Annotated in this window: 25 protein-coding genes; 15 read left to right on the forward strand and 10 right to left on the reverse strand. The window is 72.1% G+C overall.

Going from position 1 to position 25,818, the window contains the following annotated elements; translation table 11 throughout:
• Window positions 1–72: 72 nt before the first annotated feature.
• Window positions 73–1,452, reverse strand: coding sequence for an MFS transporter (locus tag AB0I32_RS13785; RefSeq protein ID WP_357506801.1), 1,380 nt, complete (start codon window positions 1,450–1,452; stop codon window positions 73–75).
• A 171-nt stretch (window positions 1,453–1,623) separates the two neighbouring features.
• Here AB0I32_RS13785 and AB0I32_RS13790 point away from each other — a divergent pair, with 171 nt between their 5' ends.
• The 7 genes from AB0I32_RS13790 (at window position 1,624) to AB0I32_RS13820 (ending at window position 9,177) form a co-directional block, all read left to right on the forward strand.
• Window positions 1,624–3,198, forward strand: coding sequence for a fumarylacetoacetate hydrolase family protein (locus AB0I32_RS13790; RefSeq protein WP_357506803.1), 1,575 nt, complete (start codon window positions 1,624–1,626; stop codon window positions 3,196–3,198).
• Window positions 3,195–3,944: a GntR family transcriptional regulator gene (locus AB0I32_RS13795; protein WP_357506805.1), complete on the forward strand. Its 750-nt coding sequence runs from the start codon at window positions 3,195–3,197 to the stop codon at window positions 3,942–3,944. The genes AB0I32_RS13790 and AB0I32_RS13795 overlap by 4 nt, the downstream gene beginning before the upstream one ends.
• Window positions 3,941–5,476, forward strand: a complete 1,536-nt coding sequence (hpaE, locus tag AB0I32_RS13800) for a 5-carboxymethyl-2-hydroxymuconate semialdehyde dehydrogenase (RefSeq protein ID WP_357506807.1) — start codon at window positions 3,941–3,943, stop codon at window positions 5,474–5,476. The genes AB0I32_RS13795 and hpaE overlap by 4 nt, the downstream gene beginning before the upstream one ends.
• Before the next feature lie 2 nt (window positions 5,477–5,478).
• Window positions 5,479–6,591: a 3,4-dihydroxyphenylacetate 2,3-dioxygenase gene (gene hpaD / locus AB0I32_RS13805; RefSeq protein WP_357506809.1), complete on the forward strand. Its 1,113-nt coding sequence runs from the start codon at window positions 5,479–5,481 to the stop codon at window positions 6,589–6,591.
• Window positions 6,588–7,394 (forward strand): 2-oxo-hept-4-ene-1,7-dioate hydratase, encoded by an 807-nt coding sequence (hpaH, locus tag AB0I32_RS13810; protein ID WP_357506811.1) that lies wholly within the window; start codon window positions 6,588–6,590, stop codon window positions 7,392–7,394. The genes hpaD and hpaH overlap by 4 nt, the downstream gene beginning before the upstream one ends.
• Complete coding sequence (locus AB0I32_RS13815; protein ID WP_357506814.1) at window positions 7,379–8,188, forward strand: HpcH/HpaI aldolase/citrate lyase family protein; 810 nt, start codon at window positions 7,379–7,381, stop codon at window positions 8,186–8,188. Before hpaH ends, AB0I32_RS13815 begins: the two co-directional genes overlap by 16 nt.
• Before the next feature lie 248 nt (window positions 8,189–8,436).
• A complete protein-coding gene (locus AB0I32_RS13820; RefSeq protein ID WP_357506816.1) occupies window positions 8,437–9,177 on the forward strand; it encodes a DUF899 family protein in 741 nt (246 codons plus the stop codon).
• A 630-nt stretch (window positions 9,178–9,807) separates the two neighbouring features.
• On the opposite strand, the gene AB0I32_RS13825 is transcribed toward AB0I32_RS13820, so the two are convergent.
• Window positions 9,808–10,368, reverse strand: a complete 561-nt coding sequence (locus tag AB0I32_RS13825) for a TetR/AcrR family transcriptional regulator (RefSeq protein ID WP_357506818.1) — start codon at window positions 10,366–10,368, stop codon at window positions 9,808–9,810.
• Window positions 10,369–10,536: 168 nt separating this feature from the next.
• On the opposite strand from AB0I32_RS13825, the gene AB0I32_RS13830 reads away from it, so the two are divergent.
• On the forward strand, window positions 10,537–12,051 hold the full coding sequence (locus AB0I32_RS13830; RefSeq protein WP_357506820.1) for an MFS transporter: 1,515 nt from the start codon (window positions 10,537–10,539) through the stop codon (window positions 12,049–12,051).
• 15 nt (window positions 12,052–12,066) lie between these two features.
• Here AB0I32_RS13830 and AB0I32_RS13835 read toward each other — a convergent pair whose 3' ends face one another.
• Window positions 12,067–12,561, reverse strand: a complete 495-nt coding sequence (locus AB0I32_RS13835) for a nuclear transport factor 2 family protein (RefSeq protein ID WP_357506821.1) — start codon at window positions 12,559–12,561, stop codon at window positions 12,067–12,069.
• Between the two features lie 90 nt (window positions 12,562–12,651).
• Window positions 12,652–13,101 (reverse strand): zf-HC2 domain-containing protein, encoded by a 450-nt coding sequence (locus tag AB0I32_RS13840; RefSeq protein ID WP_357506823.1) that lies wholly within the window; start codon window positions 13,099–13,101, stop codon window positions 12,652–12,654.
• 293 nt (window positions 13,102–13,394) lie between these two features.
• On the opposite strand from AB0I32_RS13840, the gene AB0I32_RS13845 reads away from it, so the two are divergent.
• The gene (locus tag AB0I32_RS13845; RefSeq protein ID WP_357506825.1) at window positions 13,395–14,243 is read left to right on the forward strand and encodes a glycosyltransferase; all 849 of its coding nucleotides are present in this window, start codon (window positions 13,395–13,397) and stop codon (window positions 14,241–14,243) included.
• 10 nt (window positions 14,244–14,253) lie between these two features.
• Here the strand turns inward: AB0I32_RS13845 and AB0I32_RS13850 are convergent, their stop codons facing one another.
• Window positions 14,254–15,366: an epoxide hydrolase family protein gene (locus tag AB0I32_RS13850; RefSeq protein WP_357506827.1), complete on the reverse strand. Its 1,113-nt coding sequence runs from the start codon at window positions 15,364–15,366 to the stop codon at window positions 14,254–14,256.
• Between the two features lie 61 nt (window positions 15,367–15,427).
• On the opposite strand from AB0I32_RS13850, the gene AB0I32_RS13855 reads away from it, so the two are divergent.
• Window positions 15,428–16,390 carry a WYL domain-containing protein gene (locus tag AB0I32_RS13855; protein WP_357506829.1) on the forward strand — a complete coding sequence of 321 codons (963 nt, stop codon included), beginning with the start codon at window positions 15,428–15,430 and terminating at the stop codon, window positions 16,388–16,390.
• Window positions 16,391–16,458: 68 nt separating this feature from the next.
• Here AB0I32_RS13855 and AB0I32_RS13860 read toward each other — a convergent pair whose 3' ends face one another.
• A complete protein-coding gene (locus AB0I32_RS13860; RefSeq protein WP_357506831.1) occupies window positions 16,459–17,004 on the reverse strand; it encodes a ferritin in 546 nt (181 codons plus the stop codon).
• 72 nt (window positions 17,005–17,076) lie between these two features.
• Here AB0I32_RS13860 and AB0I32_RS13865 point away from each other — a divergent pair, with 72 nt between their 5' ends.
• Both AB0I32_RS13865 and AB0I32_RS13870 read left to right on the forward strand, forming a co-directional pair.
• Window positions 17,077–17,472 carry a metalloregulator ArsR/SmtB family transcription factor gene (locus AB0I32_RS13865; protein ID WP_357506833.1) on the forward strand — a complete coding sequence of 132 codons (396 nt, stop codon included), beginning with the start codon at window positions 17,077–17,079 and terminating at the stop codon, window positions 17,470–17,472.
• A gap of 1 nt (window position 17,473) precedes the next feature.
• Window positions 17,474–17,977, forward strand: coding sequence for an SRPBCC family protein (locus AB0I32_RS13870; protein ID WP_357506835.1), 504 nt, complete (start codon window positions 17,474–17,476; stop codon window positions 17,975–17,977).
• Window positions 17,978–18,019: 42 nt separating this feature from the next.
• Here the strand turns inward: AB0I32_RS13870 and AB0I32_RS13875 are convergent, their stop codons facing one another.
• Window positions 18,020–18,505 carry a MarR family transcriptional regulator gene (locus tag AB0I32_RS13875; protein WP_357506837.1) on the reverse strand — a complete coding sequence of 162 codons (486 nt, stop codon included), beginning with the start codon at window positions 18,503–18,505 and terminating at the stop codon, window positions 18,020–18,022.
• Window positions 18,506–18,594: 89 nt separating this feature from the next.
• Here AB0I32_RS13875 and AB0I32_RS13880 point away from each other — a divergent pair, with 89 nt between their 5' ends.
• From AB0I32_RS13880 to AB0I32_RS13890, 3 genes are read left to right on the forward strand one after another with little or no spacing between them, the layout of a single operon-like run.
• Complete coding sequence (locus tag AB0I32_RS13880) at window positions 18,595–19,653, forward strand: LLM class flavin-dependent oxidoreductase (RefSeq protein ID WP_357506839.1); 1,059 nt, start codon at window positions 18,595–18,597, stop codon at window positions 19,651–19,653.
• Window positions 19,653–20,342 carry an NAD(P)-binding domain-containing protein gene (locus AB0I32_RS13885; protein ID WP_357506841.1) on the forward strand — a complete coding sequence of 230 codons (690 nt, stop codon included), beginning with the start codon at window positions 19,653–19,655 and terminating at the stop codon, window positions 20,340–20,342. The genes AB0I32_RS13880 and AB0I32_RS13885 overlap by 1 nt, the downstream gene beginning before the upstream one ends.
• Window positions 20,343–20,401: 59 nt before the next feature.
• The gene (locus AB0I32_RS13890) at window positions 20,402–21,043 is read left to right on the forward strand and encodes a GNAT family N-acetyltransferase (protein ID WP_357506843.1); all 642 of its coding nucleotides are present in this window, start codon (window positions 20,402–20,404) and stop codon (window positions 21,041–21,043) included.
• A 76-nt stretch (window positions 21,044–21,119) separates the two neighbouring features.
• Here AB0I32_RS13890 and AB0I32_RS13895 read toward each other — a convergent pair whose 3' ends face one another.
• The 3 genes from AB0I32_RS13895 to AB0I32_RS13905 form a co-directional block, all read right to left on the reverse strand.
• On the reverse strand, window positions 21,120–22,292 hold the full coding sequence (locus tag AB0I32_RS13895; RefSeq protein ID WP_357506845.1) for a MarP family serine protease: 1,173 nt from the start codon (window positions 22,290–22,292) through the stop codon (window positions 21,120–21,122).
• A gap of 233 nt (window positions 22,293–22,525) precedes the next feature.
• Complete coding sequence (locus tag AB0I32_RS13900; RefSeq protein WP_357506847.1) at window positions 22,526–23,419, reverse strand: CHAD domain-containing protein; 894 nt, start codon at window positions 23,417–23,419, stop codon at window positions 22,526–22,528.
• Window positions 23,420–23,482: 63 nt separating this feature from the next.
• Complete coding sequence (locus AB0I32_RS13905) at window positions 23,483–25,759, reverse strand: helix-turn-helix domain-containing protein (RefSeq protein WP_357506849.1); 2,277 nt, start codon at window positions 25,757–25,759, stop codon at window positions 23,483–23,485.
• Between the last annotated feature and the right edge of the window lie 59 nt (window positions 25,760–25,818).

Raw genomic sequence — 25,818 nt, forward strand, 5'->3', positions numbered from 1 at the left:
CCGTTCTGCTCGTGGTGCGGCTCTGCCTGCCTGCCTGCTCTGCTGTCTGCTCTGCCTACGGGCGCCGGGGCCTCAGGCCTTGGCCAGACCGTAGACCGGGCTGGCGGCCTGCAGCTCCTCGTGGTCCGGCCCCAGCGGGATGCCGGTGCGGTCGCGCAGCATGAGGACCGCCGCCAGCCCGATCACCGTCATGCCCGCCAGGTACATCGTGACCGCCGTCGTCCCGCCCGTCGCCTGGACCAGCGCCGTGGCGATCGTCGGCGCGAAGGCGCCGCCAAGGATCGACCCGATCGCGTAGGAGATGGAGACGCCGGAGAACCGGATCGACGCCGGGAACAGCTCGGCGTAGAGCGCCGCCTGCGGTCCGTAGGTCAGGCCGAGGCCCACGGACAGGAAGCTCAGGCCGAGCAGCAGCGAGCCGAACGTCCCGCCGTTGACCAGCGGGAACAGGGCGAGCACACCGGCCAGCTGCACGACGAAGCCGATCGCGTACGTGGTGCGCCGGCCGAGACGGTCGGACACGGCGCCCGCGAACCACGTGGACACGAGCCAGACGACGGCGGAGATGGTCACCGCCCAGAGCACCAGGCCGCGGTCGAGGCCGACCGGACCCGCCGGGTCGGACGCGTAGCGCTGGATGTAGCCGCCCGTGGTCATGTACCCGACGGCGTTGTTGCCGGCGAACACGAGGGCCGCGACGATCACCAGCGGTGTGTGCCTGCGGAAGAGCCGCAGCAGCGGCTGGCGGGTCGTCTCCGCCCGCTGGGCGATCTCGACGAACACCGGGCTCTCCTCGACGCTCCGGCGCACCCAGTACCCGATGCCGATCAGCACGACGCTCAGGAGGAACGGGACGCGCCAGCCCCAGGCGAGGAACGCTTCGCCGGGCGCCACGGCGTTCATGATGCCCAGCACCCCGGACGCCAGCAGCAGGCCGAGGGGGACACCGATCTGGGGCGAGGCCCCGAACAGGCCGCGCCGCTCGACCGGTGCGTGCTCGCAGGACATGAGGACGGCCCCGCCCCACTCGCCGCCGGCCGAGATGCCCTGCAGGATCCGTAGCAGCACCAGCAGGACCGGGGCCGCGACCCCGATCTGGGCGTAGGTCGGCAGCAGGCCGATGAGGGCGGTGGCCACCCCCATCAGGACCAGCGTCAGGACGAGCACCACGCGCCGCCCGTACTTGTCGCCCAGGTGCCCCGCGACGAACGCGCCGAGCGGGCGGAACAGGAAGCTGACGCCCACCGAGCCGAACGCCAGGAGGGTGCCGAGGCTCGAACCGGCAGGTTCGAAGAACAGCTGGCCGAAGACCAGGCCGGCGGCCGAGGCGTAGATGAAGAAGTCGTACCACTCGACCGTCGTGCCGACGATGGTCGCGAGGACGACACGGCGGCGCTCGCGGGACTCGGGGGCGTGGGCCGCGGAGGGTCCGTCCGGGACTAGACGTGACATCGCATGACTCCCTCGTCATCCGGGCCTGCCGTCGTTGGCGGGCCGGTGGTGGGCGGCTCGGCCGGGGCGGCCTTGCCGGGTTCCCACGAACCATATACGATTTGAGATACAAAGCGCCAGAGGTCATGGGAAGCAGTGGACAGACCGGCGGAACGACGGGCAAGGGAGCTCATGGGTACCGACGCAAGTACCGAAGCGCAGGCCTCTGCGACGCGGAGGCCTGCGGCGAGCGGTCCGCTCGCGGAGCGGCCGGGCAAGATCGTCGCCGTCCACATCGCCTACCTGTCGCGCGCCGAGCAGCGTGGACGGCGGCCCGTCGCGCCGTCGTACTTCCTCAAGCCGACGAGCTCGCTCGCCGCCACCGGAGGCGTCGTCGAGCGGCCGGCCGGCACGGAGCTGCTCGCGTTCGAGGGGGAGGTGGCGCTGGTCATCGGCAGGCCCGCCCGGCACGTGCCCGTCGAGGAGGCGTGGGACCACGTCGCCGCCGTGACCGCTGCCAACGACCTCGGTGTCTACGACCTGCGCTGGGCCGACAAGGGCTCGAACGTGCGCTCCAAGGGCCGCGACGGCTACACGCCCGTCGGCCCGGCGCTCATCGACGCCCGCGCGGTCGATCCCGCCGGGCTGCGGATCCGCACTTGGGTGAACGGGGAGCTCGTGCAGGAGGACACCACGGACGAGGGCGCGCTGCTGTTCCCGTTCGCGCAGCTCGTGGCCGACCTGTCCCAGCACCTCACGCTCGAGACCGGTGACGTCGTGCTCACGGGCACGCCCGCCGGATCGAGCGTGGTGGTGCCGGGCGACGTCGTCGAGGTCGAGGTGGACGCCCCGGCGGCGGCCGGCGCACCGACGTCGGGCCGTCTGGTCACGACGGTGGTGCAGGGCGACGTGCCGTTCTCCGACGTCGGCGCCGGACCGAAGGTCGACGACACCCAGCGGGCGGAGGCGTGGGGGAGCCGCGCGGCGGCGGGCCTGACGCCGGAGCCAGAGCCGGAGTCCGGTGCCGAGGCGGAGCCGTTCGCGCTCACCGACGAGCTCGCGGACAAGCTGCGGCGCGCGCCCGTCGCGGGGCTCTCCGCCCAGCTGCGCATGCGCGGCCTGGACAACGTGATCATCGAGGGCGTGCGGCCCAACGTGCCGGGCGCGACGATCGTCGGCCGCGCGCGGACCCTGCGGTTCGTCCCGAACCGGGAGGACCTGTTCGCCGCGCACGGCGGCGGTTACAACGCCCAGAAGCGGATGTTCGACACCGTCGGCGCCGGCGAGGTCATCGTGATCGAGGCTCGCGGCGAGAAGGGATCGGCGACCCTCGGCGACGTCCTGGCCCTGCGCGCGCACGTGCGCGGCGCGGCGGGCGTGGTCACCGACGGCGGCGTGCGCGACTTCGAGGCCGTGGCCGCGACCGGCCTCCCCGTCTTCTCGGGCGGTCCGCACCCGGCCGTGCTCGGCCGCCGGCACGTCCCGTGGGACACCGACGTCGCGGTCGCCTGCGGTGGAGCGACGGTGCTGCCCGGTGACATCGTCGTGGGCGACGCGGACGGCGTCGTCGTCGTTCCGCCGCACCTGGCCGAGGAGGTGGCCGACGCGACGATCGCCCAGGAGGAGCAGGACACGTGGGTCGCGCAGCAGGTGGCCGCCGGCCACGCGGTGGACGGGCTCTTCCCGCCGAACGCCGAGTGGCGGGCGCGGTACGAGGCGTCGCGGGCCCAGGCGCCCACCCCCGACGGGCAGGGGGAGTCGCGATGACCGGCGGCGACGGGACGGCGTCGGCCGTCGAGACTGCGCTCGCCGGCGCGCTCAGCAAGTCCCAGCTCGCGTACGACTACCTGCGTGACCGCATAGCGCTGCACGAGCTGAGCCCCGGCTACCGCCTCGTGCTGCAGAGCATCGCCGACGAGCTGGCGATGAGCGTCGTGCCGGTGCGCGAGGCGATCCGGCGGTTGGAGGCCGAGGGTCTGGTCACCTACGAGCGCAACGTCGGCGCGCGGGTCGCGATGGTCGACGAGCACGGTTACGTCGACGCCATGCAGGCCCTCGGCGTCGTCGAGGGGGCCGCCACCGGCCTCTCCGCACGGGCCATCTCCGCCGCGGACCTCCAGCGCGCGACCGAGGTGAACGACCACCTGCGTGCGGTGCTCGACCACTTCGACCCCCACGCGTTCACCGCACTGAACCGGCAGTTCCACTCGGTGCTGTTCGAGTCGTGCCCCAACAAGCTGCTGCTCGACATGGTCCATCGCGGCTGGGCCCAGCTGTCCGGCCTGCGGGACTCCACGTTCGCGTTCGTACCCGGCCGGGCCAGGGACTCCGTGGCCGAGCACGCCCACATCCTCGACCTGATTGCCGGCGGCGCCGACCCGCTCGAGGTCGAGATCGCCGCACGCAACCACCGCTGGGCGACCATGCAGGCCTTCCTGGACGCCCGCGCCGACAGGGCAGACAAGGCCGACAGAGCAGTGCCCCGCCCGACATCACTCAGGGAGACACCGTGACCGACGAGCCGACCAACCAGCCGACCCGCCACGTGCCGGCCGACCTGCCCGGCCGCATCCAGCACTACATCGGCGGAAAGTTCGTCGACTCGGTCGACGGTGGCACGTTCGACGTGCTCGAACCGGTGACCAACGACGTCTACCTGCAGGCGGCGGCGGGCAAGCAGGCCGACGTCGACCTGGCCGTCGCCGCGGCACGCGACGCCTTCCTGAACGGTCCCTGGCCCAGGATGCTCCCGCGCGAGCGCTCGCGGATCCTGCACCGGGTCGCGGACATCGTCGAGTCCCGCGACGCCCGGCTCGCCGAGCTGGAGAGCTTCGACTCGGGCCTGCCGATCACCCAGGCGCTGGGCCAGGCCCGCCGCGCCGCCGAGAACTTCCGGTTCTTCGCCGACCTCGTCGTGGCGCAGGCGGACGACACCTTCAAGGTCCCCGGCCGGCAGATCAACTACGTCAACCGCAAGCCGATCGGCGTCGCAGGTCTCATCACGCCCTGGAACACGCCGTTCATGCTCGAGTCCTGGAAGCTCGGCCCGGCGCTCGCGACGGGCAACACCGTCGTGCTCAAGCCCGCGGAGTTCACGCCGCTGTCGGCGTCGCTGTGGGCGGGCATCTTCGAGGAGGCGGGGCTCCCGGCCGGTGTGTTCAACCTGGTCAACGGCCTCGGTGAGGAGGCTGGTGACGCCCTGGTCAAGCATCCGGACGTACCGCTGATCTCGTTCACGGGGGAGAGCAGCACCGGCCGGCTCATCTTCGCGAACGCCGCCCCGTACCTGAAGGGCCTGTCGATGGAGCTGGGCGGCAAGTCGCCGGCCATCGTGTTCGCCGACGCCGACCTGGACGCCGCGATCGACGCGACGATCTTCGGCGTCTTCTCGCTCAACGGCGAGCGTTGCACCGCCGGCAGCCGCATCCTCGTGGAGCGGGCGGTCTACGACGAGTTCGTCGAGCGCTACGCCGAGCAGGCGAAGCGGGTCGTGGTGGGTGACCCGCAGGACCCGCGGACCGAGGTGGGCGCGCTGGTGCACCCCGAGCACTACGACAAGGTCGTCTCCTACATCGAGATCGGCAAGACCGAGGGCCGGCTCGTGGCGGGCGGCGGGCGTCCGGAGGGCTTCGGAGGAGGCAACTACGTGGCGCCGACGGTCTTCGCCGACGTGCCGCCGTCGGCCCGGATCTTCCAGGAGGAGATCTTCGGCCCGGTCGTGGCGATCACCCCGTTCGACACCGAGGAGGAGGCGCTCGCGCTGGCCAACGGTGTGAGGTACGGGCTGGCCGCCTATGTGTGGACCAACGACCTGAAGCGCGCGCACAACTTCTCGCAGGCCATCGAGGCGGGCATGGTGTGGCTCAACTCGAACAACGTGCGCGACCTGCGCACGCCGTTCGGCGGGGTCAAGGCCTCCGGTCTCGGGCACGAGGGCGGCTACCGCTCCATCGACTTCTACACCGACCAGCAGGCCGTGCACATCACGCTCGGCAAGGTGCACAACCCGACTTTCGGCAAGCCAACCTTCGGCAAGGGAGCCTGAAGATGACCGACACGATCCCCACACCCCAGGCACCGGCGCCGGACATCCTGCGCTGCGCCTACATGGAGCTCGTGGTCACCGACCTTGCCGCCTCGCGGAGCTTCTACGTCGACGTGCTCGGCCTGGTCGTCACCGAGGAGGACGACGACGCGGTCTACCTGCGCAGCCTCGAGGAGTTCATCCACCACAACCTGGTCCTGCGCAAGGGGCCGGTGGCCGCCGTCGCCGCTTTCTCGTACCGGGTGCGCAGCCCCGAGGAGCTGGATCGCGCGGTCGCGTTCTACACCGAGCTCGGCTGCCGCGTCGAGCGTCGCGCCGAGGGCTTCACGAGGGGCATCGGGGACTCGGTGCGGGTGATCGACCCGCTCGGCTTCCCGTACGAGTTCTTCTACGACGTCGACCACGTCGAACGCCTCGCGTGGCGGTACGACCTGCACACCCCCGGCGCGCTGGTGCGCCTGGACCACTTCAACCAGGTGACGCCGGACGTGCCGCGCGCCGTGAAGTTCATGGAGGACCTCGGCTTCCGCGTCACCGAGGACATCCAGGACGCCGAGGGCACGACGTACGCCGCATGGATGCGTCGCAAGCCGACGGTCCACGACACGGCGATGACGGGCGGCGACGGCCCGCGCATGCACCACGTCGCGTTCGCGACGCACGAGAAGCACAACATCATCGCGATCTGCGACAAGCTCGGAGCGCTGCGGCTGTCCGACCGCATCGAGCGCGGCCCCGGCCGGCACGGCGTGTCCAACGCCTTCTACCTGTACCTGCGCGACCCGGACGGACACCGCGTGGAGATCTACACGCAGGACTACTACACCGGCGACCCCGACAACCCGGTGGTGACCTGGGACGTGCACGACAACCAGCGTCGCGACTGGTGGGGCAACCCGGTGGTGCCGTCCTGGTACACCGAGGCATCGCTCGTCCTCGACCTGGACGGCAAGCCCCAGCCGGTCGTCGCGCGGACCGACACCTCCGAGATGGCCGTGACCATCGGTGCCGACGGGTTCTCCTACACGCGGCCGGAGGACTCCGCCCGCGCAGGTGATGAGGACGTGCTGCCCTCGTGGAAGCAGGGCGAGTACAAGCTGGGACACCAGCTGTGACGGGGGCGGGGGAGCGCACGCTGGACGACGCGACGATCACCACCATCGCCGACGAGCTGGCCCGCGCCGAGGCCGACCGCACCACCGTGCCGCTCCTGACGGCGCGGTACCCCGGCATGACCGTCGAGGACTCCTACGCGGTGCAGAACACGTGGCGCCGGCGCGGCATCGAGGCCGGACGCCGCCCCGTGGGCCGCAAGATCGGGCTGACGTCCAAGGTCATGCAGGCCGCCACCGGCATCACCGAGCCGGACTACGGCGCGATCTTCGCCGACATGGTCTTCGACAACGGCTCGGTCATCGAGCACTCGCGGTTCTCGAACGTGCGGATCGAGGTCGAGCTGGCCTTCGTGCTGCGCGAAGGGCTCAAGGGGCCGGACGTCACGGTGTTCGACGTGCTGCGCGCGACCGAGTACGTGGTGCCGGCCCTGGAGATCCTGTCGTCGCGGATCGAGATGTCCGGACGCACCATCGTCGACACGATCAGCGACAACGCGGCGATGGGCGGCATGGTCTACGGCGGCAACCCGGTACGGGTGGGCGATACCGATCTGCGCTGGGTATCGGCGCTCCTGTACCGCAACGAGACCATCGAGGAGTCCGGTGTGGCCGCCGCGGTCCTCAACCACCCGGCCACCGGCGTCGCCTGGCTGGCGAACAAGCTCGCCCAGCACGACGACGCGCTGGAACCCGGGGAGATCGTCCTGGCCGGCTCCTTCACACGGCCCGTGTGGATCGAGCCTGGCGACACCGTGCTCGCCGACTACCGAGAGCTGGGGACCGTCTCGTGCCGATTCGTCTGACCCTCCCGCCCACGTTCCGCGACCGCATCGCCGGCTCGACCCGGCCGCAGGTCGGCATGTGGGTGTGCACCGGCAGCCCGCTCGTCGCGGAGATCTGCGCGGGCGCCGGCCTGGACTGGCTGCTGATCGACGGCGAGCACTCGCCGATCGGCCTGGAGACCACGTCGGCGCTGCTCCAGGCGGTGGCGCCGTACCGGGTCACGCCGGTGGTGCGGGCGCCGTCCGACGACGCGGTGGTGCTCAAGCAGCTGCTCGACCTCGGCGCCCAGAACCTGCTGGTGCCCATGGTCGACACCGCCGAGCAGGCGGCCGCCGTCGTTCGAGCGGTGCGTTACCCGCCGCGGGGCATCCGCGGCGTGGGCAGCGCGCTGTCCCGGGGCGCACGCTGGAACCGCGTCGAGGGCTACATGGCAGACGCCGACCAGCACGTCTCGCTGTTCGTGCAGGTCGAGTCCGTCACCGGCGTCGAGAACGCGGCGGCGATCGCGGCCGTCGACGGTGTCGACGGCGTCTTCGTGGGCCCCTCCGACCTGGCGGCCTCCATGGGCGTGCTCGGACAGCAGACGCACCTGGACGTCACGGCAGCCGTCCGGGCGACCTTCGAGGCAGTGCGCGCCGCGGGCAAGCCCGTCGGCGTCAACGCTTTCGACCCCGCGGTGGCTCGGTCGTACCTGGAGGCGGGGGCGTCCTTCGTGCTGGTCGGGGCCGACGTCGCGCTGCTGGCTCGCGGTTCGGAAGCCCTGGCGGACACCTGGATCAGCAGCAGCGACGACGAGGCGCACGCGGGGGAGTAGCCGCACCTGGTGATTCCGGGAGGTTCACGTGATCGCCGGGCACTGGCCGCTGGGCCTGCTCGCTACGGCGGGTGTGTACGGCGAGGGGCGTAGGCGGGGGTACGTCACCGGGCGGATGTGTGGCCGTGCGCTGGTGTGCGACGTTCGGGAGACGCGCCCTGGGGGCGACGGGGGACGATGTTGACGCAACGCGCCGTAGGTACCCGTGACCAGTGGATCTCACTGGCTGACCTGTTCGGAGGCCGATCATGAACGACCAGACGCCCGACCCTGCTCTTCCGCCCGTGGTCGACAGAAGGACCTGGCAGGAGGCGCGGGACGCACTGTTCGCGCGGGAGAAGGCGCACACCCGCGAAGGGGACGCGATCGCAGCGGCGCGGCGTCGGCTGCCGATGGTGGAGGTCGACGCCGGCATCGAGGTGATCGGTCCGGAGGGGCCGATCACGATCCTCGACGTGTTCGAGGGCCGCAAGCAGCTCATCGCGTACTTCCACGCCTGGTGGCCCGGCCGACCCGCCGCGGAGCAGTGCGAGGGCTGCACGTTCTTCAACTGTCAGGTACGCGAGCTGTCCTACCTCCACTCCCGCGACATCACGTACGCCACCCTCTGCAAGGGCCCGTACGAGGAGAGCGTCCGCTACCGCGACTTCATGGGTCTGGACATGCCGTGGTACTCGGCCGAGAAGACTGCGGCACAGCTCCTGGAGGGTCGCGACTGGCAGGTCCACCACCTGGTCTGCTACGTCCGCGACGGTGATCGGGTGTTCGAGACCTACTACACCGGTGGTCGTGGTGTCGAGGTCATGACCCCCACCCACGGACTGCTGGACATGACCGTCTACGGGCGCCAGGAGACCTGGGAGGACTCGCCCGAGGGCTGGCCTCAGCCCTGGAGCGAAGAACCGGGCCGGCACCACTGGGTGATGAACGGACGGCCCATCGCCCAGTGGTCCCGTATCGAAGCCGGTCGCTCCGACGCGCTCACCTGAGGGGGGCCGGCAGCCGATCTCGGGACTCAGCTCCCGCGCCCATGAGGACTGGTCGGGCCGCAGGGCGCGGGAGAGCGGCCGGTGCGGAGCCGCAACCTGCGCGGCAGAGGTCCGACAGGTCGGTGCCGAGCCGCAAGTTGCGTGTCCGACGTCCGGCAGGTTGGTGCCGAGCCGCAAGTTGTGTGTCCGGCGTTCGGCAGGTTGGTGCCGAGCCGCAAGTTGTGTGTCCGAGGCCCGGCGGGTCGGTGCCGAACCGCAACGTGCTGGTCTATGGGGTGCCCGGACGGCGTCGAACCGCAAGCTGATCGGGGATTGGTGCGTCGAACCGCAGCAGACACGTCATCCAGGCCCCATATCGACCCGCAACTCGCGGTTGGGCACCTCACGTGGGTACTAACTTGCGGTTGGGCGGGTCGCGTGGCGGCCAACTTGCGGTTGGGCATCACGCTGCTGACGCGCAACTTGCGGTTCGGCATCCCTGAATGAGCCCGTGACGGCAGGGCCTGCACAGCCGGCACAGTTGGCGGGGGCTGCCACAGCCGGCGGACCGGCAGACCCGGCACAGCCGGCGGACCGGCAGACCCGGCAGACCCGGCGGACCGGCAGACCCGGCACGGCCGGCGGTGTCCGCTAGCGGTCGACGAGCGTCAGCGCGAGCAGGTGTTCGCGGAGCCGCGTCAGCTCCTCCGGCGCGGGCTCCATGCCCCAGACCGGCTGGGCGCTGACACCGTCGGCGGCCGCCAGGACGAGCGAGAGCACATCCTCGGGGAGGCCGTCGGCCCGCAGGTCCTCCTGCCAGCGCTGTGCGTCGGCGCGCGCGAGCTCGGTGACCGCGTCCACCGTCGACAGGTGCGCGATCACCACCAGCGCGTCGCGCGACGCCGCCGGGTCGAGCGCACCCTCGATCGACACCCGCACGTAGGCGCGCACCAGGCGTCCGGGAGCTTCGTCGTCCGGGGGGACGGCGGCCAGCACCGCGACCCTGAACCGCTCGAGCCAGTCGGCGGCCATCGCCAGCAGAAGCTCCTGCTTGCTCGCGAAGTGGTAGAGCAGCCCGCCCTTGGAGACCCCGGCGCGGCGTGCGACGTCGTCGAGGGTCGTCGAGATCCCGCGCTCGCGGACCAGGCGGCTCGCCGCGTCCAGCAACGCGGCGCGCGTCTGCTCCGGGTCCCTGCCCGCCGTCCGACCCACTGACCAGCACCTCACCCTCTGCTCTCGACACGCACTGCTCGGCATGGACTATAGGGCCCACCGACCAGAGCCCTCCGACCAGATCCCGCCGCCAGACCCCGCCGACCAGAGCTCTCCAACCAGACCCCGCCGAGAGGAACTGTACCGGCTGGACGGTACAGTAGTCAGGTGACCGCCTCTTCTCCTGCCCTCTCCACGCGCCGCCGGTGGGCCGCGCTCGCCGTCCTCGTGCTCGCGGTCGGTCTGCTCGCCATCGACGGAACCGTCCTCTACCTGGCGGTCCCGTCACTGACCCGCGACCTCGCACCGACCGCGACCCAGGTGCTCTGGATCGGCGACATCTACTCGCTGGCCATCGCCGGGCTCCTCGTCGCGATGGGCACGCTGGCCGACCGGGTCGGCCGCAAGCGCCTCCTGCTCATCGGGTCGACGGCGTTCGGCGCGGCCTCGGCGCTCGCGGCCTTCGCGCCCAGCGCAGAGATCCTCATCCTCGCCCGCCTCCTGCTCGGCGTGGCGGGCGCGACGATCATGCCCTCGACGCTCTCGCTCATCCGCACGCTGTTCCCCGAGGCCCGCGAGCGCAGCCGGGCCATCGCCGTATGGTCGGCGGCGGCCGGTGGTGGCGCCGCGATCGGGCCGCTGGTGGGCGGCGCACTGCTCGAGCACTTCTGGTGGGGCTCGGTCTTCCTCGTGAACGTGCCCGTGGTCATCGTGCTGGTCATCGCAGGCGCGGTGCTGCTGCCCGAGGCGAAGGACCCTGAGCCCGGACGCCTCGACGGCCTGTCGGTGGTGCTGTCGTTCGCGGCGGTGATGCCTCTGGTGTGGTCGATCAAGCACGCGGCTTCCGAGGGCGTGGACGCACTGGCGGTCGGGGTGCTGGCGCTCGCTGTGCTCTCCGGCCTCGGCTTCGTGCGGCGTCAGGCCCGGCTGGTCGCCGACGGGCGCGGTCCGCTGCTCGACGTCGGGCTCTTCAAGATCCCCGCGTTCAGCGGAGCCGTTGCGGCGAACCTGATAGCGATCTTCGCGCTCACCGGCATGCTGTTCTTCTTCTCGCAGTACCTGCAGCTCGTGCGGGGGTACTCGCCGCTGGTCGCCGGTATCGCCGAGCTGCCGGCCACCATCGCGTCCATCGTCGTGGTCGTGGTGGTGGGCTGGTCCATCACGCGGTTCGGCCGCGGCCCCGCTATCGCCCTCGGCCTCGGGGTCACGGCGCTCGGCATGGTCGCGATCGCGGTGGCCGAGGGTGCCGACCACTACGCGTGGCTCGCGCTCGCCCTCGTGCCCGCCGGACTGGGGGTCGGGCTGGCGATGACCCTGACCACCGACGCCGTCGTCTCCGCGGTGCCGCCCGCCAAGGCGGGCGGGGCCTCGGCGATCTCCGAGACCGCCTACGAGCTCGGGGTCGCCCTCGGCGTCGCGGTGCTCGGCTCGCTCGTCACGCTCGGCTACCAGGCGCGCGTCGCGCTGCCCGCCGACCTGAGCGCCGGCGACCGGGCGCAGGCGGGCGACTCGCTCGCCTCGGCGGTGGCGGTCGCCGGCGAACGGGCGGACGTCCTGGACGCGGCCAGGGAGGCGTTCGTCGCCTCCCTGCAGGTCGCATGCGTGGTGGCGGCCGTGCTGACCGCGGTCGCCGCCCTGGTCGCGTGGCGGCTCATCCCGGCAGAGGGCAAGAACGCCGGGTGAGCCCTGCGGGACCGGTCAGGGCTCCAGGTCCGCCACGCCTCTGCCGCTGCGGATGTCGAACGGTACGGAGACCTGGTCGTGCGCGATCAGCCAGTCGCCGTCGACTCTGCGGAAGCAGAGTGTGACCCGGACCCACATGCCGCTCGTCTCCGTGCCTGTCTCCGTGCCTGTCCTCGTGCCGCTCGCCAGCGTGCCGCCGAGCCTGCCGAAGCCGTGCGCGAAGGCGATGTTCTCGTCGACCGTGAAGGCCAGGTCGCGCAGCTCGTAGCGCACGTCGCGGAAGAACGTGAAGACGCTCGTCCAGTTCCGCAGCTTGGCGTCCCGGCCGAGGTGCTGCAGCGGCGGCTCGACGTCGAAGGACACGACGTCGCCCGCGTAGAGCCGGCCCAGCCCGTCGAGATCCTTGGCCTCGATCCGCTCGACCAGCGCGTCTACCCGCTGCCGCACCTGCGCCTCACGCGCCATCGTCGTGCCACCTACGTTGTCCCCGACTTCGCTTCCCGTGGTCATCGTCAGCAGTCCCTTCGGTCCGGTGGATCCATGACGATGACCTGACGCCCCACGTCCGCCGGATGTGACGGACCAACCCGGCACGTTGACTCAGCGGGTCGGCCGGGGCTCCGGCGCGCGGTGCCGTCCGCCCCGGTGGCCGTCGGCAACCAGCCGTCGCCCGAGGCCGCGGAGCGTCCAGGACACCTCGCGGACGTCGATGAACGCGCGCGTGCACCCGGCGCAGCCGTCCAGGTGGACCTCGACACGGTGACGCCTGCTGGGTGCCAGGCGTCCGTGGAGGTAGTCGTGCAGGGCGGCACGGGCGACGCGGCACTCGGGCCGGCGTACGTCACGGGTGCGGGTGGCGGCGGTCCGTCCAGGAGCCTCGGCACGGTCGGCAGCGTCGGCCAGGTCGGCGAGCGCGGAGCGGAGCTGGGCGACGGCGGTCGGCTGGGCGGCGGCCGGCTTGGTGACCGGCACATCTAGCGGCATATCGACCGGTGCGGCGCCCGGCTCCGGGCGCGGCCGGTCGACCCGAGGATCGCCCGTGGTCGTCATGCGAACCCGTCCCTCTCGATGCCTGGTGTTCCGACCTGGTGATTCGACCTGGTGTGCCGGCTGCCTGGTATCCCGACCCGCTGGGCCAGAGTTCCACGAGTCGGGTGTCCCGCAACTCGGGCGCGATGCCCGACGCTATCTCTGCAGGCCCGCGCCCGGCGCACGCCATGCCGATGCGCCGCCGATGCCCGCCCGCCACCCGGCCGGCACCCCGCCGTCGCCCCAGATGCGGCTGGGTGGACCCGCGCCCAGGCTGGAAGTGCCCGACGAGTCGAATCGCTGAGAGGACCACGGTGGAAGCCGAGGACGATCGTGTCACCGTCGTGGTCGCGAGCCGGAACCGGCGCGGCGACCTGCTCGCGTCCCTACCGCTCCACCGTGCGCCGGTGATCCTGGTGGACAACGGCTCCGCGGACGGCAGCGCCGACGCCGTCACCATCGCGCACCCGGGCGTCACGGTGATCCGGCTGCCCCAGAACCTCGGGGCCGCGGCTCGGACCGTCGGGGTGCGAGCCGCGGGTACGCAGTTCGTGGCGTTCGCCGACGACGACTCGTGGTGGGCGCCCGGCGCGCTCCGGGCGGCGGCGGACGTGCTCGCCGGGCATCCACGGCTCGGCCTCGTCTGCGCGAGGATCCTCGTGGGCCCGGAGGAACGCGTCGACCCGGTGAGCGAGCTGATGGCGGCGTCGCCCCTGCCGCCCGACGGTGACACGCCCGGCCGGCCGCTGCTCGGCTTCGTCGCCTGTGCCGCGATGGTGCGCCGCAGCGCGTTCCTCTCCTCGGGCGGGTTCGACACGATCGTCCGGTTCCCCGGTGAGGAGGAGCGGCTCGCGCTCGACCTCGCGGCAGGGGGCTGGGCGATGTCCTACCTCGGGGACGTGGTGGTGCACCACCATCCCTCCCCGAGCCGGCAGCCGCCGGGCAAGCGGCAGCACGGGATGGCCCGTGCTGCAACGCTCACCGCGCTCATGCGGCTGCCGTGGCGCGACGCCGTCGGCCAGATTCGTCACGTCGCGGCGCAGGGCCCGGACCACCGGTCCGGCGTGGTCCGAGCCCTGCGGGAAGCGCCGACGGCGCTCCGCCGCCGCCGGCCGATCCCTGGTGAGGTGGCCGCCATGCGGAAGCTCTTGGTTCGGAAGTGACTGCCCGCGCTCAGCGCAGCCGGCGGAAGAACCCGCGGATGTCGTCGATCAGCAGGTCCGGTGCGTCGTGCGCAGCGAAGTGGGAGCCCGTGTCGTAGACGTTCCACGACACGATATTCTTGTGGTCCCGCTCGGCGAACGCGCGGATCGAGTGGAAGTCCCAGGCGAAGTTGGCCAGCCCGATCGGCACGGTGGTCGGCTCTGTCGGCTTGTCCGTGGCGTGGAAGTCCTCGTAGTAGAGACGCGCCGACGACGCCGCCGTGTTGGTGAGCCAGTAGATCATCGTGTTCGTGAGCACGTAGTCGGGGTCGAGGTTCGGGCCGAGCAGCTGCGCGTTCCAGCCGAGCTGTCCCACCGGCGAGTCCGCCAGCGCGTGGGAGAGGGTCTGCGGGGCGGTCGACTGCAGCTTGTCGTACGCGCCGCCGTTCTCCAGCCACCACGCCAGGAACTCGACGTTCTTCTGGTCCTCCGGCGACAGGCCCTCCAGCTCGGCGGGATCGCCGGACGGGAACGAGAAGATCTGGGTCACGTGCACCCCGAGCACGTGCTCGGGGTCGCAGCGCCCGACCTCCGGCGAGATGAGGGAGCCGCCGTCGTTGCCGTGCGCGCCGTACTTCTCGTACCCGAGGCGGTGCATCAGCTCGGCCCACGCCTTCGCGATCCGGTACCGGCTCCAGCCCTTGCCGGTGGTGTGGCCCGAGAAGCCGAAGCCCGGCACCGACGGGATCACCAGGTGGAACGCGTCGGCCGGGTCGCCGCCGTGTGCCCGCGGGTCGCTCAGGCGGTCGATCACGTCCAGGTACTCGACGACCGTCGTCGGCCAGCCGTGCGTGAGCAGCAGGGGAGTCGCGTCCGGCTCAGGGGAGCGGACGTGCATGAAGTGCACGTTCTGCCCGTCGATGGTCGTGGTGAACTGCGGGTACTGGTTGAGCCGCGCCTCCCAGGCGCGCCAGTCGTACTCCTCGCGCCAGCGCCGGACGAGGCCCTGCAGGTACTCGAGCGGGACGCCGTAGTCGCCGCCGGCGTCGGGCAGCTCGTTGGTCCAGCGCACGCGGGAGAGGCGCTGGTCGAGGTCGTCGAGGTCGGCCTGGGGGATGTCGATGTGGAACTCGTTGATGTCCATGTCTCAACTCTGACGGCCCATTAGGAAGACTTGCTTCCTCATGGCATGGGACTCTTGAGCCATGTTGGAAACCTCGGCGCGGCTCCTGCGCCTCCTCTCACTCCTTCAGCTTCCGCGCGACTGGACCGGTACCGAGCTGGCCCAGCGGCTCGGGGTGAGCGGGCGGACCGTACGGACCGACGTCCAGCGCCTGCGCGACCTCGGCTATCCGGTGACGGCCACCCGCGGGAACGTCGGCGGCTACCGCCTCGGCGCCGGCGCGGACCTGCCGCCGCTGCTGCTCGACGACGACGAGGCGGTAGCGGTCACCGTCGGGCTCCGCACGGCGACGGGCGGCGCCATCGCGGGGATCGAGGAGGCGTCGCTCCGGGCGCTGGCCAAGCTGGAGCAGGTGCTGCCGTCCCGGCTGCGTCGCCGGGTCAGCGCGCTGCAGACCTATACGGTGCCGGTGCCCCGTGACGACGCGGGGCCGTCCGTCGACACAGAGATCCTGACGGCGCTCGCCGCCGTCTGCCGCGACCGTGAGCGGCTCCGGTTCGACTACGCGGACCACTCCGGCGCGGCCACCGTGCGCGCCGTCGAGCCGTACCGGCTGGTCAGCTGGGGCCGCCGCTGGTACCTCTTCGCGTGGGACCTGGACCGGGACGACTGGCGGACCTTCCGCGTCGACCGGATGCGGCCGCGCATCCCTAACGGTCCGCGGTTCGCTCCGCGCGAGCTGCCCGACGACGTCGCGGCGTACGTGTCGAGCAGGGTCTCCGCCGCGGCCTGGCGCTACCGGGCGCGCGTCACCGTGCACGCCCCTGCCGAGGTGGTGGGCGAACGGATCAGCCCGGCGGTCGGCGTCGTCGAACGCGTCGACGAGCACACGTGCGTGCTGGACACCGGTGCCGACACCGTGGAGACGCTCGGTGCGCACCTGGGGCTGCTCGACGCCGACTTCGACGTCACCGGCCCGCCGGAGCTCGTCGCCCACCTCCGCCGTCTGACCGCGCGCTACGCCCGCTCGACCCCAGACCGTTGAGTGCTGGGTATCTACCCTTCCCGAGCCAGGAAAGGAGCAGATACCCGGTACTCAACGGGTGAGGTGGGTCAGAGGGATCCGCCTGCGGCCCTCGGGGCGGTGGTGGACTCGCCCGCGTCGCCGATGGTCTCGCGCGCCACGTAGTTCTCCAGGTCGAACAGGTTGTCGCCGGCCCGCTTGGCGACGGTGACGAGAGTGGTCGCCGCGGCGACCTCCTCGACCTGCTCCTCGAGGAACCACATGAGGAACTGCTCGCCCAGGGCGTCGCCCTCCTCGCGCGCCGCGCGGAAGATCGCCTCGATCTGTCGCGTGACCTGCTGCTCCTGGTCCAGCGCGAGCTGCAGCGGCTCGATCACGTCGCCGAAGTCGTTGCGCACCGCGGGGGTCCCGGGGATCTGCACGGGCAGACCCCGGTCCAGGTGGTACTGCACGATCATCATCCCGTGGTTGCGCTCCTCGAGCGCCTGCCGGTAGAAGTGCGCGGCCAGCTGCGGCAGGTCGTGGCTGTCGAACCAGACAGCGATCGCCACGTACTGCAGGTGCGCGGCCAGCTCGTGGCCCACCTGCTCGCCCAGCAGGCGCAGGTACTGCGAATTCTCCGAGGTCGTCGTCATGCCCCTCACGCTACCCGGGGTCAGGGACACTCCGCCTCTTGACACATACCCATATGGGTATATGTTTGAGGCATGGCACGAGCAGCGACCACGACCGACGCGTTCAACGCGGTGGCCGAGCCGCGCCGTCGCGAGATCCTCGACGCCCTGGCCGGCGGCGAGCTCGCGGTGGGCGACCTGACCGAGCTGCTCGGGCTCGCCCAGCCGCAGGTGTCCAAGCACCTGCGGGTCCTGAGGGAGGTGGGCCTGGTGGACGTGCGCGACGACGGGCGCCGCCGCCTGTACCGCGTGAACGGCGCGCCGCTGCGCGCGGTCCACGACTGGGTCGTCCGGTACGAACGGCTCTGGAACGAGCGGTTCGACCTGATCGACGACGTCCTCGACGAGCTCACCCGAACGACGTCCGAGGCATCCGAGGCATCCGGGTCGTCAACGGCAACCACAGAGGAAACAGGAAGAGGAGACTGACATGGCTACCACCACCAAGGGCAGCGCGGTCCTGACGCTGCCCAGCGACACCGAGATCCTGGTCACCCGGGAGTTCAACGCACCGCGCCACCTCGTGTGGAAGGTGCTCACCGAGCCCGACCTGATCAAGCGCTGGTGGGCCGGGCAGCGCGGGACGGTGACGAGCGCGTCCGTCGACCTCCGCGTCGGCGGCGCGTGGCGGTACGTCATGACGGCGGACGGCGGGTTCGAGGTGGGCTTCCACGGCGAGTTCCGCGAGATCGACGCGCCGGCGAGCATGGTGCAGACGGAGGTCTACGAGGGGGCGCCCGACGGCGACTCGGAGCCCACCCTGAACCACTACACGCTCACCGAGCGGGAAGGGCGCACCACGCTCACGGTCCGCACGGTCACCTCGAGCAAGGAGCTGCGGGACCTGATCATCGGCTCGGGCATGGAGGGCGGCATGCAGGAGGGCTACGACCTCCTGGAGGAGCTGGCGGTCGCTCTGGCGGCCGGGCGATAGCCCCGGAGCGAACGCACGCGTGTCGGACTCATCGCCGCCGCGTCACGCCGGGGCGCTCGCGTCCAGGCTCGTCCGAAGGGCGGCCGTCAGGTCCTCGACCTGGTCGAGCTGCTCCGGGGTGAGGGCGTCGACGAACAGCTCGCGCACGGCTCGCAGGTGCGGGACCGAGGCGCTGCGGAAGGCCTGCGCCCCCTGGTCGGTCATGACCACCTCGGCGCCGCGGTAGTCGACGGCGCAGTCGTCGCGGCGGATCAGGCCACGTCCCTCCATCCGCCGGATGTGGTGGGAGAGGCGGCTGCGCTCCCAGTCCACCGCCTTGGCGAGCGCTGAGGAACGGAGCCGGCGCCCGGGTGCCTCGCTCAGCGCCAGGAGCACGGTGTAGTCGCCCGACGAGAGGGCCGACTCGTCGTGCAGGCGGCTGCTGAGCCGTGCGTCGAGCTCGCGTGCGGTCTCGATGAACCCGCGCCAGATGCGCAGCTCGTCCGCCGTCGGCGACTGCCGGGACCGGCGCTGCGTGGTGTTCGTCACGGTGACCTCCAGTGATTGACGTGTCAACCATATCGGGTACATGATTGACACGTCAATCAAATGTGCAGGGCAGTCGTGGAGGAGTCCCCATGGGCGACATCGAGTTCGGCATCGACACTTTCGGCGACCTGCCGCGGAACGACCGCGGCGAGGTCATGTCCCACGGCGCGGCGATCCGCAGCACCGTCGAGGAGGCGGTGCTCGCGGACCAGATCGGGATCGACGTGATCGCCGTCGGCGAGCACCACCGGCCCGAGTTCGCGATCTCCACGCCGGAGACCGTGCTGGCCGGCATCGCGACCACCACCTCGAACATCAAGCTCGCCTCGGGCGTGACCGTCCTGAGCTCCGACGACCCGGTGCGGGTCTTCCAGCGGTTCGCGACCGTCGACGCGCTGTCCAACGGCCGGGCCGAGGTCATCCTCGGGCGCGGCTCGTTCACCGAGTCGTTCCCGCTGTTCGGCTACGACCTGCGCGACTACGACCAGCTGTTCGAGGAGAAGATCGACCTGTTCGTAAAGCTCCTCGACGAGAAGCCGGTCACCTGGGAGGGCACGCTGCGGCCGTCGCTGGAGAACGCCGACGTCTTCCCCAAGACGGACTCGGGCCGCCTGACCACCTGGGTCGGCGTGGGCGGTTCCCCGCAGTCGGTGATCCGCACCGCCCAGTACGGGCTGCGGCTGATGCTCGCGATCATCGGCGGCGCGCCCGAGCGGTTCGTGCCGTACGTCGACCTCTACCGCCGGGCGGCCAGGGAGCTCGGCACCACCGCGTACCCGGTGGGCATGCACTCGCCGGGCTTCGTCGCCGAGACGGACGAGAAGGCGATGGAGCTGTTCTACCCGGGGTACAAGGTGATCCGGGACCGCATCGGCGCCCTGCGCGGCTGGCCGCCCGTGCGCCGCGAGGAGTTCGAGGCGGACGTCGCAGAGGGCTCCCTCTACGTGGGCTCGCCCGAGACGGTCGCCCGCAAGATGGCCCGCGCCATCGGTGCCCTCGACGTCGGCCGGTTCGACCTCATCTACTCCTCGGCGGGCGCCGTGGGCGCGAGCGACCGGCTGCGCGCCGTGGAGCTCTACGGCACGCAGGTCATCCCGATGGTCCGCGAGCTGCTCGCCGAGCAGCCGGCGAAGGTCGAGGTCGCGTGATGGCGGTCGCTCCTGTGCGCACCCTCGGCATCCTCGGTGCCGGCAAGGTCGGCACCGTCCTGGCCCGCCTCGCCGTCGCGGCCGGATACCGCGTGCTCGTGGCGGGCTCCGGCGACCCGGCCCGGATCGCGCTCACCGTGGAGGTCCTCGCTCCGGGGGCCCGCACGGTCGACGGGGAGACGGCGGCCCGCGAGGCGGACGCCGTCGTCCTCGCCCTGCCGCTCGGCAAGTACCGCTCGATCCCGGCCGGTGCGCTGGAGGGCAAGCTCGTCGTCGACTCGATGAATCACTGGTGGGAGATCGACGGGCCGCGCGACGGGATCCTGCCGCCGGGGGAGTCGACGAGCGAGCTCGTCCAGGCCGCGCTTCCGGGTGCGCGCGTGGTCAAGGCGTTCAACCACATGGGCTATCACGACCTCGAGGACGGATCCCGGACGGCCGGTACGCCCGGCCGCGACGCAACCGGCCGTAAGGCGATCGGGATCGCCGGCGACGACCCGGCCGACGTCGCGGCGGTGGCCGCTCTCGTGGACGCGCTCGGCTTCGACCCGGTGGTCGTCGGAAAGCTCGCCGAGGGGATTCGCATGGAGCCCGGCACGCCGGTGTTCGGGGCGAACGTCGATGCCGGGCGGCTCGAGGAGATGCTGAGCGGCCGGTCGGCAGCGACCGACCTGGAGACCGCTCGATAGCATCAGGCTGCCACGAGACAGATCGGCACCGGACGAAACTGGACGCAAGGGGAACGATGGTGACGCGGCTCGCACGCCAATGGGTGCTCGGCTGGGCGGTCTCGCGGGGGACCGAACCGCCCGTCGAGCAGGCGGAGGGTTTCCGGATCGAGGTCGGCCTGCCGCACCACGTGGCGCGGTACGTGCTGCTCGACGCCGACGAGGCCGCCGTCGAGCCCGCCGTCCGCAGGGTCGCCGGGTCGGTCACGGTGCCGAACACGTGGCTCAAGGCGTTCGTCGCGCCGGAGCGCGTCGCGTCCTGGCTCCCGCCCGGCTGGACGTCCGGGCCGCCGACCTTTCTCATGGCCACCCAGCTGCGTCCGTCGGAGGTGCGCGCCCCGGACGGGTATGCGGTCACCTCCGAGACCAGGGCGGGCGTGACCTTCGTCCGTGTGCTCTCCACCGACGGCGCGGTCGCCGCCCGCGGACAGATCGCGGTGACCGGTGAGAGCGCCGTCGTCGACCAGGTGGAGACGGATCCCGCTCACCAGCGCCGCGGCCTGGGCAGCCTGGTGATGCGCACGCTCGCGAACGACGCCGTCGTACGGGGCGCCTCGACGGGTGTGCTCGGCGCGAGCGCCGAGGGCCGCGCCCTGTACGAGGCGCTGGGCTGGAAGGTGCACGCGCCGCTCGCCGGCTTCGTCTACCGGGCGACGGCCTGACCCGGCGCGGTCACACTCTCCTCGCCGGCAGCCGTCCCAGCCGCTCCATGCGGTCGGGCGGTCAGGCGGCAGGCGGTCAGCTCGCGCACTGCCCCGTCGACACCGCGGTGTCCAGCTCCGTGGCCCGGTCGGCCACCGGGAGCAGCTCGGCGCTCGTCATCGCGTAGCCGACGTTCTCCTCGGAGACGTCGCGGGCGAAGATGACGCCGGCCACGTCGCCGCCGGTGGTCAGGAGCGGGCCTCCCGAGTTGCCGGGACGTACCTCGGCGGCCAGCGAGTAGACCTCGCGGTCGTTCGCGCCGCGCCCGTACGAGTCCGGCACGCGGGTGGTGCTGACGCTGAGCACCCCGGCGCTGCCCGAGGTGAACGGGCCACCGTAGGGATAGCCCTGGACGACGGCGCGGTCGCCGACCGACAGGGTCGGCGCGATGTCGAGCGGGTCGGCGGCCAGCCCGTTGACGGCGATCACCGCGAGGTCGTCGACGGGGTCGTAGTAGACGACCCGACCCTCCCGGACCTCGCCGCCGGGCAGCTCGACCACCGGAAGATCCACACCCGCGACGACGTGCGCGTTGGTCACCAGGCGGTCGGGCGCCACGACGAAGCCCGACCCGGTCGAGCTCTTCCCGCACGCGTACGCGATGCCCGAGATCCGGGCCACCGACTGTGCGGAGGCCTCCAGCTCGGCGTTGTCGAGGTCGACGGCGGGCACCACCGGCGTGTCGCGCGGCACCATCAGGATGTTCAGCCGCGGCAGGCCGTCGTCGAGCACGATGGAACGCATCTCGGCGAGCGGCCGGCCCACGGCGGGCGGCGTCAGCTCGTCGATGGTGCGCAGGACGGTGGACGACGAGACCGCCGAGGCGACGCCGGGCGCGCCCGTGGCGCTCACCGCGTTGCCGACGAACGAGAGCGCGAGGGCGACGACGCCCACGTTCGCCACCCCGCCCAGCAGCCGTTCGAGCGGGCGGAGCGAGGTGCGGTCAACGCCCTGGCGCAGGCTCCGGCCCATCCCCGCCCCGACGGACGCGCAGAACACCGGCAGCAGGATGGCCACCGCGACGGATACCGGCCCGCGCCACTCGGAGGTGGGCAGCAGGTCGTTGACGGCGGGGACCGCCCAGAAGGCGGCGACGCCGCCGACGACGAGCCCGATCAGGCCGCCGAGCGTGGCCAGGAGGCCACGGCTCAGACCCGCCATGAGGGCCATGAACAGCACCACGAGAAGCACCAGGTCGAACAGTTGCACGGAGGCTCCTTCGTGGGCGGCGGACAGCGGCTGGGCGGGCAACGGCTGGCAGGACTAGACGACGGTAAGCGCTGAACCTGGGTGCCGCGGCCTCCGACCCGCGTCCATCACGCGATCCGCAGATTTGCGCCGAGAAGTTCACCGCCGCTTTCACTTTTCTTTCGGGTGTCGTGAGGTCAGGAACGGCACCAGCGGGGACGCCCGGCCAACGCACGGTCGGCGAGCCCGGCGGGTCAGCACAGCCATCGCGCTCGGGCCTCCAGCTCGCCGAGCGCGGCCGGCAGGTCCGCCAGGGCGGTCAGTGCCCGCTCCTGGCACACGCCGACGACGGCGTCGTACTCCGCCGAACCCGCCGCGTGGGTGCGGACGTGCTCGGCGAGGAGCAGGGCGTCGCGGTGATCACCGAGCACGGACTGGAGCCGGTGCCCGGCGGAGCCGAGGCGCTTGGTGCGGCGGCCGAGCAGCCCGACGGGCGCGCGGGTGATCGCGTCGCAGGTGTGCCGCAGCCGGCGCGCCGCCTTCCGCAGCTCGTGGGTGCTCTCGAGGTCGGCGAGCTCGCTTGCCGCATCGAGGGTGCGTTCAGCCTGATGCCGGACGGTGCGGCGGACGGCCTCCTTGGCTCGTCGCGACGCACGTACGCCCAGCCGGGGCTCGACGGCCCACGCCTCCAGCGACCGCGCGAGGTCGCGGCCGCGGCCCGACCTGGTCCAGCGCACAGCCTCGGCGTGGGCGCGCTCGTGGTCCGTCCGCAGCGGCTCGAGCAGGGCGGAGCGCGTCGTCGCGTCGAGACCGGCTGTGTCGGCCGCGGCGCCGGCCTGCGCGGCGCGGACCTCGAGGTCGCGCGCCCGCCCCAGCGCGTCGCCCCACTCCTTGAGCCGGGACCGCAGCTCGGCCGTCGCGTCCTTGTCCAGATACCTGCGGAACGCGGCGAGGACGTTGCGCAGGCTCCGCACCGAGGTGCGCAGCCGGTGCGCGGCGTCAGGCTCGTCGGCGAGCGCCGCCGGGACGCGCTCCTGGATCTCGCGCACGAGGTCCCCGACCGCGAGGGTCAGCACCTCGCCCGCGGTCTCCGGACGTGCGGTCCTCTCTGCAGCGATCTGGCCAGTATCGCGCGCGGCACGCTCCACGGACAGCCCTCCGAGCCGGGACCTGGCCCAGGACTCACGCGATACGACGTCGCCGGCTCGGTGTCACTGTCGACGCGGCGTGCGGCCCGCTGCACGCTCGGTACCTGTGAGTTCCTCGAGCTGCCGCCTGGCGACGTCGGCGCGCTTGCTGTCGCCGATGGCCTCGCGGATGTCCACCACGCGCTGCAGGTCGGCTGCGGCCTCGGCGGTCCGGCCCGTCGCCGCGAGCGCCAGGGCGCGGGCCCGCAGGTACATGGCGCGGTGGGCCGGTACGTCCAGCTCGTCGACGGTGGACGCGGCGTCGTCGGCGGTGGCGAGCGCCGCCTCGCCGTCACCGAGCACCACGAGGTTCTTGACGATGGCGGACGCCGCCGCGAGCCGTGTCGTGAGCGCCATGTCGCGCGGGAACCGGTCGGGGTGCTGCTCGATGAGGTCGACGGCGTCCCGGTCGGCCTCGATGGCGTCGTCGCGCCGGTCGAGCAGGGTGAGGGCCTCGGCGAGCATGCGATGCGTCTGCAGGAGCCCTGCCGCGTCGTCTACCTCCTCGAAGCACCGGCGTGCCTCCTGGGCGTTGCGCACGGCGTCGTCGGGGGAGCCGAGAAGCAGCTCGCACCAGGCGATGTAGTAGTGCGCCCAGCCTTCCTGGTCGCGGTTGCCGGCGCGTCGCGCGACGTCCCGGGCGCGCCGCGCGTGCTCCAGCCCGCGGGCCGGGTCGTCGCGGGTGTAGAGCTCGGCCCAGCTCAGGTAGCCGAGCTGGGTCGCGAGCGCGTCGTCGTCGGCGAGGCGCTCCGCGGACTCCACCCCCACGGCGAACACCTGGTGCCACTGGCCCCACTGCACCCACAGGTCGGAGAACCAGTGCAGGGACTCGGCCACCTGGACCACCGTGGTGTCGTCCTTGTCGGCGGCGGCCGCGCGCAGGGCGTTGAACCAGTGGTCGGCCTCGTCGCGCAGCCAGGCGCTCGCGGCCGCGCGGGTCGACAGGTCGACCAGGCCCGGCTGCGCGGGCCCGTGCCCGTGGCCGGGCTCGAACCAGTTCCCGGCGTCGATGGTGGTGCGCAGCACCCAGCGTCGCAGCCGTGCCGCGTGCCCGGCCTCGCTGTCGGCCCCCTCGTCCGTGAGGAGGCGTTCCTTCGCGAAGATGCGCAGCAGGTCGTGCAGGTGGTAGCGGTCGTGTGTCGCGGCCTCGAGCAGGCCGAGGTCGACCAGCGCGTCGAGCAGGTCCTCTGCGGTGTACCGGTCGCTCTCGACGAGCGTGGCGCCGAACTCGGCGGTGAAGGTCTGCCCGGTCACGGTGCCCAGACGGCGGAAGAGCGTGCGTGCGGCGTCGGAAAGGTCGTCGTAGGACATTCCGAAGGCCTTGCGCAGCTCGAGGTCGCCCGCCCGGAACCCGTCGAGGCGGTGCTCCTCGGAGGCCAGCCGGTCGGCGAGCGCCCCCGCGGTCCAGGCGCTCCGGCTGGCCACCCGGTTGCCGGCGATACGCAGGGCCAGTGGGCAGCCGTCGCAGAGGTCCGCGAGCCGGTGCAGGTCAGGTTCCGCTGCCTGGTCTGTGGGGATGATGCGGCGCAGCAGCGTCACGGCGTCGTCGTGCGTGAGCCGGTGGAGCGAGACCCGCAGCGACGCGTCCAGCCCGGCCAGCGGACGGCGGGCCGTGACGATCATCGCGGACGGGCCGGTGGCGGGCAGGGCGGGCCGCACCTGCTCCTCGCCCGCGGCGTTGTCGAGGACCACCAGGACCCGGCGCTCGTCCAGGACGCCGCGCCAGAGTGCGGCGGCCTCGTCCAGGTCGTGCGGGATGGACCGGACGGCGGGATCGCACGCCTGGATCAGGCGGCGGAGCACCAGGAGCGGTTCGAGCGGGCGCCCGCTGAACCCGCCGAGGTCGATGAAGCGCACGGCGTCGAACCGGTCGCGCACGTCGCCGGCCACCCGTACGGCGAGCGCCGTCTTGCCGAGCACCGCCGGCCCGGAGAGCACGACCAGCGGCGAGGGCGACACGTCTTCGCCGGAGATCACGTGCTCGGCGACGGCCGACAGCTCGGCGTCGCGCCCGACCAGGTCGGCGACGGCACGGGGGAGCGGCAGCGGTGACCGGGGACCCTCCGCCGGGCGGTGCCGGCCCGCGCGGGCGGCGGTGAGGAGCGCCTCGCGCGCATCGGGCCGGAGCCTGAGGGCGTCCGCCAGAAGGTCGACGGTCCGCCGCTGCGGCCCCAGGCTCGCCCCGCGCTCGATGTCGCTGATCGTGCGGTCGCTCACCCCGGAGAGCTCGGACAGCCGCTCGAGCGTGAGGTCGGCCTCGTGCCGGAGCCGACGGAGCAGCGGGCCCAGCGACTCGGTCATCTCTCCCCATTCCTGCGTGCTTCCTTCATGGACGCAGTCCCCGGTGACGGCCTTGGATC

Origin of the sequence: Promicromonospora sp. NPDC050249 (assembly GCF_040656015.1) — a bacterium.
Lineage (GTDB): Bacteria > Actinomycetota > Actinomycetes > Actinomycetales > Cellulomonadaceae > Promicromonospora.

Coding starts and splice junctions, on each gene's coding strand:
- hpaD (WP_357506809.1), top strand. CDS start 5,479: ATGACCGACACGATCCCCACACCCCAGGCACCGGCGCCGGACATCCTG.
- AB0I32_RS13860 (WP_357506831.1), bottom strand. CDS start 17,004: ATGACGACGACCTCGGAGAATTCGCAGTACCTGCGCCTGCTGGGCGAG.
- AB0I32_RS13870 (WP_357506835.1), top strand. CDS start 17,474: ATGGCTACCACCACCAAGGGCAGCGCGGTCCTGACGCTGCCCAGCGAC.
- AB0I32_RS13855 (WP_357506829.1), top strand. CDS start 15,428: ATGTTGGAAACCTCGGCGCGGCTCCTGCGCCTCCTCTCACTCCTTCAG.
- AB0I32_RS13885 (WP_357506841.1), top strand. CDS start 19,653: ATGGCGGTCGCTCCTGTGCGCACCCTCGGCATCCTCGGTGCCGGCAAG.
- AB0I32_RS13820 (WP_357506816.1), top strand. CDS start 8,437: ATGAACGACCAGACGCCCGACCCTGCTCTTCCGCCCGTGGTCGACAGA.
- AB0I32_RS13865 (WP_357506833.1), top strand. CDS start 17,077: ATGGCACGAGCAGCGACCACGACCGACGCGTTCAACGCGGTGGCCGAG.
- AB0I32_RS13850 (WP_357506827.1), bottom strand. CDS start 15,366: ATGGACATCAACGAGTTCCACATCGACATCCCCCAGGCCGACCTCGAC.
- AB0I32_RS13785 (WP_357506801.1), bottom strand. CDS start 1,452: ATGTCACGTCTAGTCCCGGACGGACCCTCCGCGGCCCACGCCCCCGAG.
- AB0I32_RS13835 (WP_357506821.1), bottom strand. CDS start 12,561: ATGACCACGGGAAGCGAAGTCGGGGACAACGTAGGTGGCACGACGATG.
- AB0I32_RS13790 (WP_357506803.1), top strand. CDS start 1,624: ATGGGTACCGACGCAAGTACCGAAGCGCAGGCCTCTGCGACGCGGAGG.
- AB0I32_RS13905 (WP_357506849.1), bottom strand. CDS start 25,759: ATGACCGAGTCGCTGGGCCCGCTGCTCCGTCGGCTCCGGCACGAGGCC.
- AB0I32_RS13840 (WP_357506823.1), bottom strand. CDS start 13,101: ATGACGACCACGGGCGATCCTCGGGTCGACCGGCCGCGCCCGGAGCCG.
- AB0I32_RS13880 (WP_357506839.1), top strand. CDS start 18,595: ATGGGCGACATCGAGTTCGGCATCGACACTTTCGGCGACCTGCCGCGG.
- AB0I32_RS13795 (WP_357506805.1), top strand. CDS start 3,195: ATGACCGGCGGCGACGGGACGGCGTCGGCCGTCGAGACTGCGCTCGCC.